Annotated in this window: 16 protein-coding genes; 3 read left to right on the forward strand and 13 right to left on the reverse strand. The window is 62.2% G+C overall.

The window, feature by feature from the left end:
• Positions 1 to 14: 14 nt before the first annotated feature.
• The 5 genes from ACGYLI_RS06750 to ACGYLI_RS06770 are packed head-to-tail and all read right to left on the reverse strand — an operon-like array spanning position 15 to position 4,188.
• Positions 15 to 407 carry a PTS sugar transporter subunit IIA gene (locus ACGYLI_RS06750; protein WP_067260606.1) on the reverse strand — a complete coding sequence of 131 codons (393 nt, stop codon included), beginning with the start codon at positions 405 to 407 and terminating at the stop codon, positions 15 to 17.
• Positions 404 to 1,309 (reverse strand): RNase adapter RapZ, encoded by a 906-nt coding sequence (rapZ, locus tag ACGYLI_RS06755; protein WP_394418324.1) that lies wholly within the window; start codon positions 1,307 to 1,309, stop codon positions 404 to 406. The genes ACGYLI_RS06750 and rapZ overlap by 4 nt, the downstream gene beginning before the upstream one ends.
• A complete protein-coding gene (locus ACGYLI_RS06760) occupies positions 1,306 to 1,734 on the reverse strand; it encodes an HPr kinase/phosphorylase (protein WP_394418326.1) in 429 nt (142 codons plus the stop codon). The genes rapZ and ACGYLI_RS06760 overlap by 4 nt, the downstream gene beginning before the upstream one ends.
• Before the next feature lie 21 nt (positions 1,735 to 1,755).
• Complete coding sequence (locus ACGYLI_RS06765; protein WP_322328913.1) at positions 1,756 to 3,444, reverse strand: sensor histidine kinase; 1,689 nt, start codon at positions 3,442 to 3,444, stop codon at positions 1,756 to 1,758.
• A gap of 42 nt (positions 3,445 to 3,486) precedes the next feature.
• Positions 3,487 to 4,188, reverse strand: coding sequence for a response regulator transcription factor (locus ACGYLI_RS06770; RefSeq protein WP_067260621.1), 702 nt, complete (start codon positions 4,186 to 4,188; stop codon positions 3,487 to 3,489).
• A 379-nt stretch (positions 4,189 to 4,567) separates the two neighbouring features.
• On the opposite strand from ACGYLI_RS06770, the gene ACGYLI_RS06775 reads away from it, so the two are divergent.
• A complete protein-coding gene (locus ACGYLI_RS06775) occupies positions 4,568 to 6,166 on the forward strand; it encodes a phosphoenolpyruvate carboxykinase (RefSeq protein WP_394418328.1) in 1,599 nt (532 codons plus the stop codon).
• Between the two features lie 75 nt (positions 6,167 to 6,241).
• On the opposite strand, the gene ACGYLI_RS06780 is transcribed toward ACGYLI_RS06775, so the two are convergent.
• Positions 6,242 to 7,150, reverse strand: a complete 909-nt coding sequence (locus ACGYLI_RS06780; protein ID WP_394418330.1) for a LysR family transcriptional regulator — start codon at positions 7,148 to 7,150, stop codon at positions 6,242 to 6,244.
• Positions 7,151 to 7,314: 164 nt separating this feature from the next.
• Here ACGYLI_RS06780 and ACGYLI_RS06785 point away from each other — a divergent pair, with 164 nt between their 5' ends.
• On the forward strand, positions 7,315 to 7,671 hold the full coding sequence (locus ACGYLI_RS06785) for a helix-turn-helix domain-containing protein (protein ID WP_394401368.1): 357 nt from the start codon (positions 7,315 to 7,317) through the stop codon (positions 7,669 to 7,671).
• 136 nt (positions 7,672 to 7,807) lie between these two features.
• Here the strand turns inward: ACGYLI_RS06785 and smc are convergent, their stop codons facing one another.
• From smc to ACGYLI_RS06820, 7 genes are all read right to left on the reverse strand, one after another.
• Positions 7,808 to 11,263: a chromosome segregation protein SMC gene (smc, locus tag ACGYLI_RS06790; protein ID WP_394418333.1), complete on the reverse strand. Its 3,456-nt coding sequence runs from the start codon at positions 11,261 to 11,263 to the stop codon at positions 7,808 to 7,810.
• Positions 11,264 to 11,499: 236 nt separating this feature from the next.
• Positions 11,500 to 11,790 (reverse strand): hypothetical protein, encoded by a 291-nt coding sequence (locus ACGYLI_RS06795; RefSeq protein ID WP_209216521.1) that lies wholly within the window; start codon positions 11,788 to 11,790, stop codon positions 11,500 to 11,502.
• Positions 11,791 to 11,885: 95 nt separating this feature from the next.
• A complete protein-coding gene (locus ACGYLI_RS06800; RefSeq protein WP_209216985.1) occupies positions 11,886 to 12,446 on the reverse strand; it encodes a F0F1 ATP synthase subunit B in 561 nt (186 codons plus the stop codon).
• Positions 12,447 to 12,461: 15 nt separating this feature from the next.
• Complete coding sequence (locus tag ACGYLI_RS06805; RefSeq protein WP_136720208.1) at positions 12,462 to 13,019, reverse strand: F0F1 ATP synthase subunit B'; 558 nt, start codon at positions 13,017 to 13,019, stop codon at positions 12,462 to 12,464.
• A gap of 90 nt (positions 13,020 to 13,109) precedes the next feature.
• Complete coding sequence (locus tag ACGYLI_RS06810; RefSeq protein ID WP_007118046.1) at positions 13,110 to 13,334, reverse strand: F0F1 ATP synthase subunit C; 225 nt, start codon at positions 13,332 to 13,334, stop codon at positions 13,110 to 13,112.
• A gap of 64 nt (positions 13,335 to 13,398) precedes the next feature.
• On the reverse strand, positions 13,399 to 14,160 hold the full coding sequence (locus tag ACGYLI_RS06815; protein ID WP_067260637.1) for a F0F1 ATP synthase subunit A: 762 nt from the start codon (positions 14,158 to 14,160) through the stop codon (positions 13,399 to 13,401).
• 1 nt (position 14,161) lies between these two features.
• On the reverse strand, positions 14,162 to 14,512 hold the full coding sequence (locus tag ACGYLI_RS06820; RefSeq protein WP_067260640.1) for an AtpZ/AtpI family protein: 351 nt from the start codon (positions 14,510 to 14,512) through the stop codon (positions 14,162 to 14,164).
• 240 nt (positions 14,513 to 14,752) lie between these two features.
• Here ACGYLI_RS06820 and ACGYLI_RS06825 point away from each other — a divergent pair, with 240 nt between their 5' ends.
• Complete coding sequence (locus ACGYLI_RS06825; RefSeq protein WP_394418336.1) at positions 14,753 to 15,109, forward strand: ArsR/SmtB family transcription factor; 357 nt, start codon at positions 14,753 to 14,755, stop codon at positions 15,107 to 15,109.
• The last annotated feature ends 222 nt before the right edge of the window (positions 15,110 to 15,331 follow it).

Here is a 15,331-nt window from a genome sequence, read left to right on the forward strand (position 1 = left end):
CGTCTTGGGGCCTTCTAACCTGCGCTGACATTCTGGCTGTCGATATACTTCTTACCAGCTTCGAGCGCGGCACGCACGGCATCGGGCACATCCATATGCCGCGATTTGGCGAGTTTGATCAGCATGGGCAGGTTCGCGCCGTAGATGATCCGGCGGTTTTCCGGGCGGCAGGCCAAGAGGCTGAGGTTCGAGGGGGAGCCGCCGAAAAGATCGGTGACAACCACCACACCGGCGCCTTGGTCCACCGCATCGGCGGCGCCGCAAATCTCGCGTTCTTTGTCGGCGCGGTCATGGTCGGCTTCGATGGCGATGGCGCGCACGCCGAATTGGGATCCAACGACATGTTCGATGGCGGCAAGATATTCTTGCGCCAGCCCCCCATGTGCGACGATGACGATCCCGATCACGGCTTGCTTCCTTCACGATGCTGACGGTCCAGCTCTCGGTGCCTAATTGACACCTGCCAGCCCTGCTCTGCAAGGCGCAAAGCGTGATCTTCGGCCATGGCGACAGAGCGATGTTGCCCGCCCGTGCAGCCAAAGGCGATGGAGATATGGGATTTGCCCTCTTCGCGGTAGGCGGGCAGGAGCAGGAGGCTGAGGTCGAGCACCTTGTCGGCGAAATCCGCGTAGCGTTTGTCCCCCGCCACATGGGCCGCGACGGAAGGGTCGCGCCCGTCGCTGCTGCGCAATTCGGCCACCCAATAGGGATTGTTCAGAAAGCGGCAGTCGTGCACCACATCCACGCCACGCGGGAGGCCCCGCTTGTAGGAAAAGCTTTGTACCGAGACCGTGAGTTGGCGTTGCCCGCCGGGGGCGAACCATTGCTCGACCTCGGCGCGCAGCTCGTGAACGTTCAGCGTTGTCGTATCGATCAGCACGTCGGCACGGGCGCGGATCGGGTGGAGCAGTTCCTGCTCGCGTGCGATCCCGTCGACTGGGCGGTCAGCCGGGGCCAGCGGATGGCGGCGGCGGGTTTCGGAAAAGCGTTGCAGCAGCACATCGGGCGCGCAGTCGAGATAGAGCAGTTCCGCGCGCCATCCCGGTTCAGCCGTCAGGCGGCCCATCAGCTCAAGCACGCCTTCGGTGGAAAAGTCCCGGTTGCGGGCGTCGATCCCCAGAGCCACCGATTGCGCATCGCCGGGGCGGTCAAGCAGCGCGGGCAGCAGCCGCAGCGGCAGATTGTCGATCGCCTCGAACCCCGCATCTTCAAGCACGTTGAGCGCAGAGGACCGCCCGGCGCCCGAAGGGCCGGTGACAAGAACCAACCGCCGGGGGGCGGGGTCTGTTGATGAGGTCTGACTGATCAATTCGGTTTTTCCACACCTGACATATACAGATGAATTGCTGCCGCAAAATGAGCGCTATCGCATTTGTGAAAACAGGGCAACGTGACACCCCGTAGCATATGGCTGTGCCCTTCGGGAAGGCGCCGGTCTTCGGTACGGGCCAGATCGACGACGAGGGCCAGCGGCACAGGGCCGTGATCTTTCGCCCGCAGAATGCCCACATAGCGTGCCTCGATCAGGCCACGGATCGGCTCGGGGACGCTGGCGATCACCTGACCCCCCTCGCGCATGATATCGGTACGATCATCGGCCACCAGCTTGGCGCCAAGGGCGATCAGTTGCAGGGCGAGCGCCGATTTGCCCGCACCGGACGGGCCAAGGATCAGCACCCCGCGCCCATTGATCGCCACGCAGCTGGCGTGGAGGTTTTCGCGCTCGATAGTCATATCAGGCCCCGCGCCCGGGATTTAGGTGGGCAGCCCCACGACAAAACGCGCGCCCAAGGGTTCGGAGGTAATGTCGGCTTCGGTCGGGCGGATGTTCTCGGCCCAGATCACGCCGCCATGGGCTTCGACGATCTGCTTGGAGATTGCGAGGCCGAGGCCGGAGTTGTTGCCGAAATGCTCTTCGGGGCGTTGCGAGTAAAAACGTTTGAAGATTTTGCCGAGCGCCTGTTCGGGGATGCCGGGGCCGGTGTCCTCGACCACGATCAACACGCGATTGGCACGTTTGCGGGCCCAGACCCGGATCGCGTCGCCGTCTTCGCAAAAGGAAATCGCGTTGGTGATCAGGTTCACAAAGACCTGCGCCAAACGGGCTTCCAGCCCATGCACGGTGATCGGCGCAGCGGGGAGATCAGTGATGAAATCGATGCCTTTGGATTTCGCGTCTTCGCCGAGGTACTGGCCCAGATTGCCCAGCATTTGCAGCAGGTCGAAGGGCTCTTCCTCTTCCTTGACCAGTTCGGAATCGAGCCGCGAGGCATTGGAAATGTCGCTCACCAAACGGTCGAGGCGGCGCACGTCATGTTCGATCACATCCAGCAGTTTCTCGCGCTGGTCGTCGCGCTTAACCATCCGCAGCGTGCCCACGGCAGAGCGGAGAGAGGCGAGCGGGTTCTTGATCTCATGCGCAACATCGGCGGCGAATTGTTCGTTGCCGTCGATCCGGTTGTAAAGCGCCGAGACCATGCCGCGCAGGGCGCCCGAGAGGCGGCCAATCTCATCGGGCCGCGCGGTCAGATCGGGGATGCGGATGCGGCCGGGGTTCATCTTGCGCGCGTCCTTGTCACGGCCCAATTCGGCGGCGGCAGAGAGGTCGGCCAGCGGATTGGCGATGGTCGAGGCCAGAACGAGGCTGAGGCCGATGGAGACGAGGGTCGCGATGACGAAGATCTGCAAGACGCGCTCGCGTTCGCTGCGCACAAGGCGGTCGATCTCTCCCGCCGCACTGGCCACGGCGACCACGCCGACGGGGGTCTCGCCCTGCATGATGGGGGTCACCACGCTGAAAAGCGTGCCGCCTTCGATGGCGAGCGTGCCTTCCAGCCGGGTGCCGCTGGTCACGCTGGTGCCAACCATGCCGCGCAATTGCTCTTCGAGCGGCGGGGTGGCAGTGACTTCATCGGTGCTGAAGGGGGCCGAAACCCGGTCCCAAAGCCAGTTCAACCCGTCGTTCAGCAAGGTCCGCTCACCCGCCTCGGACGCGGCGAGGGCCTCGGCCACGGTGAGGCTGCCTGCGGTGCGGGCGACCAAGGTTTCCGCCGGATCATAGACAAAGACTTCGATGCCGCCGCGCAGGTCCAGCCCGTCGAGCGTGGCAGCCACATCGACGCCATCGCCGGTGGTCAGGTTCACCGGCGCGCCCGCAGGTAGTTGCGCTTCGATCACATCAGCGATCAGCTCGGTCTCAGAGACCAGCGCCGCGGCGCGTTGCAGCGCCAGACTGTCGCGCGAGGAATTGAGGTAGAGGATCCCCGCCACCAAAACGCTCAGCGCGATCAGGTTGAAGGTAATGATCTTGCGCGTCAGCGGCGAGGAGCGGAGCGAGAACAGCCCCCGCCGTTCGCGCTTGACCCGAATTTCATCCGGCGCGGCACTGTCGGGGGTGACCCAATCGTCCCCCAATACAACATCACCGTCCCTGCCAGCAGCCATGTCCCGCACAAGCTTCCTTTCGACCCGCGTTAACCGACGGGTTTACTCTTCGTTATATCTATAGCCGATGCCGTAAAGCGTCTCGATCGCCGAGAATTCATCATCTGCGCTGCGCATCTTCTTGCGCAGCCGCTTGATGTGGCTGTCGATGGTGCGGTCATCTACATAGACCTGATCATCATAGGCCACATCCATCAGCTGGTCGCGCGATTTCACGAAACCGGGGCGCTGCGCGAGGGCTTGCAACAGCAGGAATTCGGTCACGGTCAGCGACACATCCTTACCCTTCCAGCTTACCGCGTGGCGCAGCGGGTCCATCCGCAGATCGCCGCGTTCCATCACCTTGGTCTCTTCGGTATCGCCGACCTCATTGGTCTCGACCGCGTCTTGGCGGCGCAGAAGGGCGCGGATACGCTCGACCAACAGGCGCTGGCTAAAGGGCTTTTTGACGTAATCGTCAGCGCCCATGCGCAGACCCAGCACCTCGTCGATCTCATCATCTTTGGAGGTCAAGAAAATCACCGGCATCGCGGTTTTCTGGCGCAGACGTTGGAGCAGATCCATGCCATCCATACGGGGCATCTTGATGTCCAGCACCGCCATATCGGGCAGTTTCTTGTTGAAGGCGTCCAGCGCCGCTTGGCCATCGTTATAGGTTTCCACTTCGAAACCTTCAGCTTCAAGAGTCATCGAAACGGATGTCAGGATGTTCCTGTCATCGTCTACCAATGCGATCTTTGACATTGCCTGCTTCCTTATGCTGCTCAATTCGTTCTTATTTTTGGAGTCAGTGATCTCCAATATTACAGATCGAATCAATCCTTAAGTGCGAATCGTGCCTCTGAGATGCACCAATTCCGTCATAATTTGGTTAGGAATGGCTAAATTGCCGCACTTTGACCGGCCCGGTCCCGGAGGGCGCCGGTGCCCCGCGCGCCGCATTGGGCCGGGTTCTAAGCGCTCGGAAACAAAGTTTTAGATGATGGCGCTAACTGTGACAAAGCTGCCTGTTCAACCCGAAAACGCCCGTGTTAAGAGGCTCTCAAGGCCCCCGACGCCCAGGGCAATTGCGCCCGCTCGGACACGTTCTGCGCTGCTCACGCGCTACCACAGGAGACATCATATGACATTTGGACGGGTAAACCCGCAGTTCAGCCTTGAGGATCAAAAGATCAGCGGGCTTGGCGATGTCTATTACAACCTGACCGAGCCTGCGCTGGTCGAGGCGGCATTGAAACGGGGCGAAGGCAGCCTTGGCAAAGGCGGGGCCTTCCTCGTGACCACCGGCAAGTTCACGGGCCGCTCGCCCAAGGACAAACATGTGGTCAAGACCGACAGCGTGGCCGACAGCATCTGGTGGGAAAACAACGCCGAGATGTCGCCCGAGGGCTTCGACGCGCTTTACGAAGACATGCTCACACATATGCAGGGCAAGGACTACTTCGTCCAAGACCTCGTCGGCGGGGCGGACCCCAAACATGCGATCAACGTGCGCATGGTGACCGAACTGGCATGGCACGGGCTCTTCATCCGCACCATGCTGCGCCGCCCCGATGCCGAAGCGTTGAAGGACTTTATCGCCGATTTCACCGTGATCAACTGCCCCAGCTTCCAAGCCGATCCGGCCAAGCATGACTGCCGCAGCGAGACCGTGATCGCGATGAACTTCGACCGTAAGATGATCCTCATCGGCGGCACCGAATACGCGGGCGAGAACAAGAAATCTGTCTTCACCCTGCTGAACTACCTGCTTCCCGAAAAAGGCATCATGCCGATGCACTGCTCGGCCAACCACGCCAACGGCAACCCGGTCGATACCGCGGTTTTCTTCGGCCTCTCGGGCACCGGTAAGACCACCCTCTCCGCCGATCCCGAGCGCACGCTGATCGGCGATGACGAGCACGGTTGGTCCGACAATGGCACCTTCAACTTCGAAGGCGGCTGCTATGCCAAGACCATCAACCTCAACCCCGAAGCGGAGCCGGAGATCTACGCGACGACCTCCAAATTCGGCACGGTGATCGAGAATATGGTCTTCGATCCCGATACTTTTGAACTCGACTTCGACGACGGCTCGCTCACCGCCAACATGCGTGCCGCCTACCCGCTGCACTACATCTCGAACGCAAGTGAGAAGGCCGTCGGCGGCCACCCGAAAAACATCATCATGCTGACCTGTGATGCCTTCGGCGTGCTGCCCCCGATCGCACGGCTGAGCCCGGCGCAGGCGATGTATCACTTCCTGTCGGGCTTCACCTCCAAGGTGGCGGGCACCGAGCGTGGCGTGACCGAGCCGGAGCCCACATTCTCTACCTGTTTCGGCGCCCCCTTCATGCCGCGCCGGCCCGAGGTTTACGGCAACCTGCTGCGCGAAAAGATCGCCCAACACGGCGCCACCTGCTGGCTGGTGAACACCGGCTGGACCGGCGGCGCTTACGGCACCGGTTCGCGGATGCCGATCAAGGCGACCCGCGCCCTGCTTAGCGCCGCGCTCGAAGGCCGTCTGGCGGATGCCGAGTTCCGTAAAGACCCGAATTTCGGCTTCGATGTCCCTGTCGAGGTGAACGGCGTCGCCGACATCCTGCTCGATCCGCGCCGCACTTGGGACGACCCCGACGCATATGACCGTCAGGCGGCAAAACTGGTCAAGATGTTCTCGGACAACTTCGAGCAGTACCTGCCCCATATCGACGACGACGTGAAAGCCGCGGCGATCAGCTAAGCCTGTCGCCAAGGACGAAACAGAAAGGGCCGCCCTTATTGGGCGGCCCTTTTCGCATCTCACGCTCCGTGACCCTTAGCCTGCGAAAGTCACCTTCGCATCCAAAGGCATTTCGCGCAGGAAACTGTCATCCACGCCGACGATATTGACCGAGGTCGACCGATCGACCGCCGCGATCAGGGCAAAGCTCTTATCTGGATAGCGCCCGGCCATCAGCAAACGTTTATAGGCCAGAGGCACCGGCGCGCCCCCCTCCTCCCGCGGGATTTCGGTGACCACCTCGTCCAAGCGAACGCCACAGGTCGCTTCGACCTCCCGAAAGGGGTAGTTCAGCATATTCTCGAACTCAGGACCGCCGGGGAAGAGTTTGATGGGCCGCCCGATGCTGCTGCGCGCATTGGTCCAGCCCCACCATTGCGTGTAAAAGGATTTCTCGCCTACCTCGGTACAGATCCAGCCGTTGGGCGAGTCGCGGTAAACCAGCACATAGGGGCGCATGGCGCGAAAGGCCTCGCTCTCCAACTCACCCCGGCTCAGGCTCCACGCCTGTAGCACGGCCTGAAGCATGGCAGAGCCGCCATCCCAGATCAGCGACAGCGGCTGCTGTTGTTGGTGAAAACACCAGCCGTTCGGCTCTTCATGGGAAAGACGCAGCATACCGTCGGCATGGCGGGTCTTGCCATCCAGCCAGAGCTTGCCCCGGTCGATAATATCGCGCGCTTCGGGCAGGGCCTCGACGCCTGCTTTGGTCAGGGAATAGCGGCGGTTCTCGATGGTAAACAGCGGCGCGCCCATCGCCTCTTCCAACTGCTGGATATGTCGCCGGACCGTCTGCCGTGTGCTGGCCAATTCGGCCACCGCATGGCTGAGGTTCAAAGTATGCGCCAGCGTCACGAAAGAGCGCATCATCTCGAACAGAAGCGCCGGAGCGGGGTCCTTCTGCAAGGCTTGGGGCACGGGTGCGACCCGCTCAATATCGGACATATGCTGGTTCATAGGCAAGGGATGGTACATGAATCACCCGGTAACGCAACATAATCCATACAGCTAGGGTGAATTGGTTAACGCAAAGAGGCCAGATCTAGGCAATTGATCCTCAATACATTGCGGGTAGTGAATATATTGTACTCAACCTGAGGTATTGAACCATGTCCCACCCCGTAGACGTTCACGTCGGTCGCCGGCTCAAGCAGGCACGCACCCTGCGACGGCAATCCCAGACCGATGTGGCACGCGAACTCAAACTGTCCTTTCAGCAGATCCAGAAGTATGAAATCGGCTCCAACCGGATCGCCGCCAGCCGTTTGCATGAGCTGGCCCGTATACTGGATGTCACCCCTGGCTATTTCTTCGAAGGGCTTGACGATGACACCCCCGAGAGCAGAAACGACCCTTCTCTCGACATCGTAAGCGCCATCGGCTCTATCAAGGACGATGCCGTAAAGGCCCGAATTTTAACGTTTATTGAGGATGTTTCCGGCGTCACCGTGTCGCGGAAAGGCTGAACGCAGAAGTTCGTTTACGCACATACCGATAACAAACATACGGCTCATAACAACTGACCAGCGGCCAATACAGCCCGCGGCAAACTGATGCGCACCCGCTTTAAGGGCCGGTTAAAGGAACCGGCGTCTCCCACCTTTACGCGACCAGCGTTTCCGCCTTTTTCAAATCGACAGAAACCAACTGGCTCACCCCCTGCTCCGCCATGGTGACGCCAAAGAGCCGGTCCATCCGGGCCATCGTCACCGCATGGTGCGTGATGATCAGAAAGCGCGTGTCGGTCTGACGGCACATCTCATCCAGCAGATCACAGAACCTGGTCACATTTGCGTCATCAAGCGGCGCGTCGACCTCATCCAGCACACAGATCGGCGCCGGATTGGCGAGGAAGACGGCAAAGATCAGCGCCATCGCGGTCAACGTCTGCTCCCCACCCGACAGCAGGCTGAGGGTGCTCAGCTTCTTGCCCGGCGGCTGGCACATGATCTCAAGCCCGGCTTCCAAGGGATCGTCGCTTTCGACCATCACAAGGTTCGCCTCACCGCCGCCGAAGAGATGGGTGAACAGCATCGAGAAATTCGCGTTCACCTGATCAAAGGCGGTCAGCAGCCGCTCCCGCCCCTCGCGGTTGAGGCCCGCAATGCCGCTGCGCAGGGTTTTGATCGCCTCTTCCAGATCGGCCTTCTCGGTCAGCAGCGCTTCGTGCTCTTCGCGTATTTCTTTCGCATCATCCTCGGCGCGCAGGTTCACCGCGCCCAAGGAATCCCGCTGCCGCTTGTACCGGTTCACGTCCTCTTCAAGCGTCTCCACAGGTGGGATCTGATCTGTCTCGACATCAAGCGCATCGCGCAGCGCCTCGGGCGTGCTTTGCCGTTCATCCTGAATGCGCTCTGCCGCATGGGTCACCGTTTCACGGGCGGCATCGCTGCGGGCCTCGGCCCGGGCACGGGCCTCCCGCGCATCCGATGCCTCCCGCTCCGCGTCGCGCTCGGCATCCGTCGCGGCTTTCAATGCGGCTTCCGCGGCGGCCAGCGTTTCCGTGGCATGGGCGCGGCGGGCCTCGGCAGAGGTGATCGCGCCCAACAGGTCTTCCCGCTTCGCCGCGATCTCCGCCGGGACAGCGCTCGCCTCAGTCAATTCGGCCTCCGACGCGGTCTTGCGCTCGATCAATTCAGCGCTGCGCTTGCCCGCCGTTTCCAAGCGATTCCGCCAGCCGCTGACCTCTTTCGCGACCTCTTGCAGCCGCCGTCTGCGCGCCTCGCCCTCGCGGCGCAATTCGTCATGGGCCGAGCGGCGCGACATCATGGTGATCCGCGACGCCTCGACCGTCATGCGGACATCCTCGACAGTCGCACGGGCGGCGGAAAGGTCATCCAAGCCCGCCAGCGTGCGCTCGGCGTCCATCACCTCGGCCCGCGCGGTGATCGCGGCTTCCTCATGGCGTTTCACGGCTAGGCCGAGGGATTCCAACCGGCTTTGGGCGAGGTTGCGATCCGCCTCTGCCCGGCTCAGGGCGCGGCCCGCCTCGGCGACCTGCCTGTCGGCATCGCGCCGCGCCTCGCGGGCCCGTTTGTCGGCCTCCGCCTGTTCGGCCAATTGCTGCTGGAGGGTCTCATGCGCCGCCCGCGCGGCATCGGCACGGGTGCTCGCCTGTTCCAGCGTCTGTTTCAGGACTTCCAGCCGGTTCAACTGCTGCAAGCGCAGCGCGGCCGCCGAGGGCGCATCTTCGGCCATGGCGCGGAAACCGTCCCACCGCCAAAGATCGCCTTCCTTCGACACCAAGCGCTGCCCCGGCTGCAACTGCGCCTGAAGCTCTGCGCCCGCGTCGGCGTTAACGAGCCCGACTTGGGCCATTCGGCGCTCTAGCACCTGCGGCACGGTGACATGCTGCGTGAGCGGGGTCGCCCCGGCGGGTAGCGGCTGCGGCTCTGGATAGCTCGGCAAATGCGCCCAGCCTGAGGGGCGATCGGCCTCTACCTCAGGCGCGCGCAGGTCATCGGCCAAGGCCGCGCCGAGCGCTTTCTCAAAGCCCTGTTCCACCTGCAACCGGTCGAGAATCTGCCCGCCTTCGGCGCTGTCACGCTCCACCAGCTTTGCCAGCGCGCCAACCTCGGCGCGCAGAGCCTTGGCCTCGCCCTCCGCCTCAGAGCGCTCCGCGCGGGCCTCAGCCTCGCGCGACTGCGTGTCGGCGCGGGTCTCTTCGGCAGCCAAAAGGGCGGCATCCGCCGCCGCCGAGGCGGTGACGGCAGCGGCTTCGGCCTTCTCAGCCGCCGCGAAATCTAGCCCGGCCTTGTCGAGGGTCGCTTGGCTTTGCGCCACCGCATCGCGGGCCTTGCGGGCCTCGGCTTCCGACTTTTCCAACGTCTTGCGGCTGTCCTGAAGCAGGCGTTCCGCCGAACTGTGGCGCGCCGCCAAACGGGCCACGTCTTCGGTCTGCTGCGAAAGATCGGCCTCGCGGGTTTGCAAGACTTCGGCTGCCTCCCGCGCGGCCTGTTCCGCCGCCTCAACCGCGCTGTCGTGCCCCTTGTCCGCCTTGGCGAGGTCTTCCGCTTCTTCTTCGAGGCGCGCGATCGTTTCTTCCGCGTCGCGGTTCAGCCCGCCTTCGCGTTCGATGTCGCGGGTCAGCTGAGCAATGCGGCCTGTCAGGGCTTCGATCAGCGAGGCCGCCCGCGCCTCTTCCTCGGTCAGCGTGTCGCGCTGCGTGGTGAGACGTTGCAGGATCGCAGTCGCAATCGCCTCTTCCTCGCGCAGGGGTGGCAAGGCGGCTTCGGCCTCTGCCCGCCCTTCGGCCACGCGGCGCACCTGCGCTTCGGCCTCTGCCGTGGCGGCGACGCGGGCACGCAGTTCCCCCTCGGCCTTCGCACGCGCCTCATCGGCTTCGCGCCAGCGGCGATACAGCAACAAGCCCTCGGCATGGCGCAATGCTTCGCCAATCTCACGATACCGCGCCGCCTGCCGGGCTTGCCGGGCCAGCGTGGCCAATTGCGCGGCCAGTTGTTCGACCACATCATCTACGCGGGCTAGGTTTTGTTCCGCCCCGTTGAGTTTCAACTCGGCCTCATGGCGACGCTGATACAGGCCCGAGATGCCAGCGGCCTCTTCCAAAATGCGACGGCGGCTTTTCGGCTTGGCGTTGATCAACTCGGCAATCTGGCCCTGCCGTACCAAAGCGGGGCTATGCGCCCCGGTCGAGGCATCGGCGAAAAGCATCTGCACATCGCGGGCGCGCACATCCTTGCCGTTCACCTTATAGGCACTGCCCACGTCGCGGGTGATCCGGCGGACGATTTCAAGCGCGTCTTGCTCGTTAAACCCCGCAGGCGCCAACCGGTCACTGTTGTCGAGGTGCAGCGCCACTTCGGCGAAGTTGCGTGCGGGCCGGGAGGAGGCTCCGGCGAAGATCACATCTTCCATGCCGCCGCCGCGCATGGCGGTCGGGCGGTTTTCGCCCATCACCCACCGCAGCGCTTCGAGCAGGTTGGATTTGCCACAGCCATTCGGCCCCACGACCCCGGTCAACCCGTCGGAAATGACAAGGTCGGTCGGGTCCACAAAGCTTTTGAAGCCGGTTAATCTGAGTTTGGAAAAGCGCAAGTTAGCCCTGCCGTGATTGATTCTCGCCTGAGCGGCGAACTTGCCGTTTGGCATGGGTCCGAGTCAATCAAAAGCCCCAAGGGAGAGGGGGCGGTCGGCGGTTATCCACAAGATATTGTCTTGATCGGCGCGATTGCCCTGTCGGGCACGCGGTTGGAGCGGGTCGATAGCACGCTTGGCGTATTCACCGCCCCTCGGCCCACGCCTCAAGCAATGCCAAACAACAAGGCTCCCGCCTAGTCACAGTCCAACACCCCAAGCGCCAGCGCCTGATCGCCCAGAACCTCCTTCACCTCACAGCCGCTAACCAGTGCCATCGCGCGCCCGGCCCGCGCGCGGATGGGGCCAAAGCGCGGCGCGTATTGGGTGTTCACGCGCACCGCCTCTGCCCGCTCGCCCCGTACGCGCACATCGAACACCGACCCCTCCACGGTGATCCGCTGCGCCGGCAGCCCCCGGAACTCCCGACTGGGCGCCGTACAGGCCGCTAGGCCAATCAACATTGCAATGATAACGAGCAACCGCATGGTTCAACCCTGCCCCGGCAGAGTTAACAAAAGCCTAACGCAAAAGAAAAAGCCCCGGCGAGGCCGGGGCTTTCAAAAATCTATAAGGCGCTGGCTTAGTGCAGCTTGGCTTCGACTTGGGCGATGCCATTGTCGATCAGCTTGTTGCCCTGTGCGGCGGTCATCTGCTTGGCGATCACGTCGCGCGCGGCGGCCACGGCGATGGTAACGGCTTGGTCGCGGACTTCCTTCACAGCGGCGGCCTCGGCCGAGCTGATCTGGTCTTTCGCGGCGGCCATGCGACGCTCAAGCGACTTGGCCATATCCGCCCGCGCCTGTTCGGCGGCGAGACGGGCGTCTTCCTTGGCAGAAGACACGATCCGGTCCGCTTGGTCCTGCACCTCTTTCTGCTTGCGCTCGTAAGAGGCCAGCAGGGTTTGCGCTTCTTCACGCAGGGCGCGGGCTTCTTCCAGCTCGGTCTTGATGCCGTCGGCGCGTTTGTCGAGCATGCCGATCAAAAGCGTTGGCACCTTGAAGTAAATCAGGATCCCAAGGAACAGCAGGAAGGCCAGCAACACGATGAAATCGGTGTTGCGCAGCGAAAAGAAAGGCCCCGTGGCGGCAAGCGCCGGGGAAGCGGCGAGACCGGCGAGCAGGGTCGAAAGTGTCAGGCGCATGTATCTGGTCATGGCTTATCCTTTCATCCGCGCGTCGACGGCAGCGCTGACGGTTGCGGTATCGGCCGTGCCACCCAGAGCGGCGACGAGGGCCTCGGCGGTGTCCTTGGCAACGGCTTGTACGTTGTCCATGGCGCCCGCGCGAATTTCGGCGATGGCTTTTTCCGATTCCGCCACTTGTGCGGCAATCTCGGCATCGGCCTTGGCCATTTCGGCATCCAGATCAGCCTGCATGTCCGCTTTTGCCTGAGCCACGATCTGCTGTGCCTCGGCACGGGCGTCGATCAGGGCCTTGTCATAGGCGGCTTCGGCTTCCTGCGCCTTGACCTTGAGGTCTTCGGCAGCCGCGATGTCATTGGTGATGGTCCCTTGGCGTTCCGCCAGAACCGCACCGATACGGGGCAGAGCCACGCGCGACAGGATCAGGTAGGTGGCGATCAGCGCCAGGATCAGCCAGAAAATCTGGTTGCCCCAGTGATCGAAGTTCAGCTGCGGCATGCCCGGCGTTTCGGCAGCATGGGTCGCAATGCCGGTCGCGTCGGCCAGCCCGTCGCTGGTTGTTACAGTTGCCATCGTGGCTTCTCCTTGGAAACTTTGCCGTTACAGCCGGGCAGACACGGCGATGCGCGCCTGCCCGCTCGTAAGGATTACAGTTCCGAGAGCTTAGACAGCGAACATCAGCAGCAGAGCGACAAGGAACGAGAAGATCCCCAGAGCTTCTGCGAAAGCGATGCCGATGAACAGGGTCGCTGTCTGGCTTGCGGCTGCCGAGGGGTTGCGCAGTGCGCCGGACAGGAAGTTGGCGGCAACGTTGCCGACACCCAGGGCTGCGATGCCTGTGCCGAGACCTGCGATGCCTGCGCCGATATGTGCGAGTTGACCTTCCATTGGGGTATCTCCTTACGATTGGAAGTTAAAACTTTGACGGGAAGTCCCGCCGTTGTTGGGGTTGTTAGTGTGCCGGGTGCAGCGCGTCTTTGAGGTACACGCATGTCAGGATGGTGAAGACATAGGCCTGAATGAAGGCCACCAGCACTTCGAGACCGTACATCGCGGTGATCGCGACGACCGAAACGGGCGAGATGACGGCGATGGCGGCGAAACCGGCGAAAACCTTGATCACCGCGTGGCCCGCCATGACGTTGCCCGCCAGACGAATGGAGTGGCTGACCGGGCGCACGAAATAGCTGATCAGCTCGATGATCGCTAGCACGGGGCGCAGGGCCAGAGGCGCCGAGGACACCCAGAAGAGGCTCAGGAACGCCGCGCCATTCTTGACGAAGCCGACGACGGTCACGGTGATGAACACCGCCAGCGCCAGCACCACGGTCACCGAGAAATGCGCGGTGGGGGTGAAGGCTGTCGGGATCAGGCCGAGGAAGTTGGCCATGACGATGAACATGAACAGGGTCATGATATAGGGGAAGAACTTCAGCCCCTCTTTGCCGCAGATGTCTTCGACCATCTTGTGGATGAAGCCATAGGCCAGTTCGGCGACCGATTGCATGCGGCCCGGAACGACCGAGCGGCGCGCGCTGCCCAGAACGAGCATCGCGAAAGTGGCGAGAACCGCCAGCGCCATCCAGAAGGTCGCGTTGGTGATGGTGTACCAAGCAACGGAAGCATCGTCGCCAAAGAGCGGCGATACGATGAACTGGTCCATCGGGTGGAATTCCAGACCGCCTGTTTCAGCGCCGTGTGTCTCTGTTGCCATCTCAGGCTCCCTCGTCCTTGCCCGAATGGGGCGTATCCTGTTCGGCCGGTTCGGCCTGTTGTTTACCCTGGATTTCCTCAGCGGTGCGGAGCATCGTCTTCACCCCCGCCGCAAGGCCCAGCATTACAAATAGCACCATGAAGATGGGCAGCGTGCCAAAGAGCACATCAAGCCCGTATCCGATGCCGAAACCGATCCCAAGACCGGCCACAAGTTCGATCACCATCCGCCATGCCATATTGGCCTGAGAATAATGCTCATCCGCTCGGGGCTTGGGTGCGCCGCGCTCTTTCGCAGCCGCCAGTCTGGCCTCAAGCTGCTCCATCTGCTGCCGTTGGTCCGGGCTGGTCACACCAAAATCCCCTTAGGAATATCTGCTGCGGTGCTACTGTCAGGACGGGTTAGAGTCAACAACCTTGGCCGCCGGAGCTTTTCAAGCTTTTACAATGGGTTAGGATGAGCGCGAGCCTGCCGCACTTGAAAAACGCCGGGCAAATCCCAGTGAAACCGGCCTGAAGGCTTATTCAACTCAACGGTTAAGTTAGCCGCAATGCCCGCTTCCGTACCCGCGCGCCCCGCGCTATTCAGAGACATGACCCAAGACCTAGATCAGGTGTTTGCCGCCCTTGCCGACCCCACGCGCCGTGCCATCCTCGCCATGCTGCTGGAGGATGATATGGCCGTGACCGATGTCGCAGACCCCTTCGAGATGTCGCTCGCCGCGATCTCGAAACATTTGGGCGTGCTGACAGCGGCGGGGCTGATCAGTCAGGAAAAGCGGGGGCGGGTGAAATGGTGCAAACTGGAACCGGATGCGCTGCGCGATGCGTCGGTCTGGATGCAGGGGTTCGGGCAATTCGAGCCGGTGAACCTTGATGCCTTCGAACGTTTCTTGGAGATCGAACTGCCTGAGGGCGGCGAACGCGAGATGCGCTCAGGGTCAGAGTAGGTGAAGATTATATAGATAGAGTGATCCCCCCTTGCCACGAGGTAAATAAGACAAGGGGAGGATCAATCGACGGTCAGATGACGCCGAATGCGAAACGCAAAATAGCCAAAACCACGACGATCAACCCGATCAGGTAAATAATACTACGCATGGTGGTGTCCTTCACTGTTAATTCACGCCCCAACGCCAGGCGTCGCGCTTAGGTTCCGCCGATTCCGCAAC

This window comes from Sulfitobacter sp. 1A13421 (genome assembly GCF_043557285.1).
In the GTDB taxonomy this organism is placed as follows: domain Bacteria; phylum Pseudomonadota; class Alphaproteobacteria; order Rhodobacterales; family Rhodobacteraceae; genus Sulfitobacter; species Sulfitobacter faviae.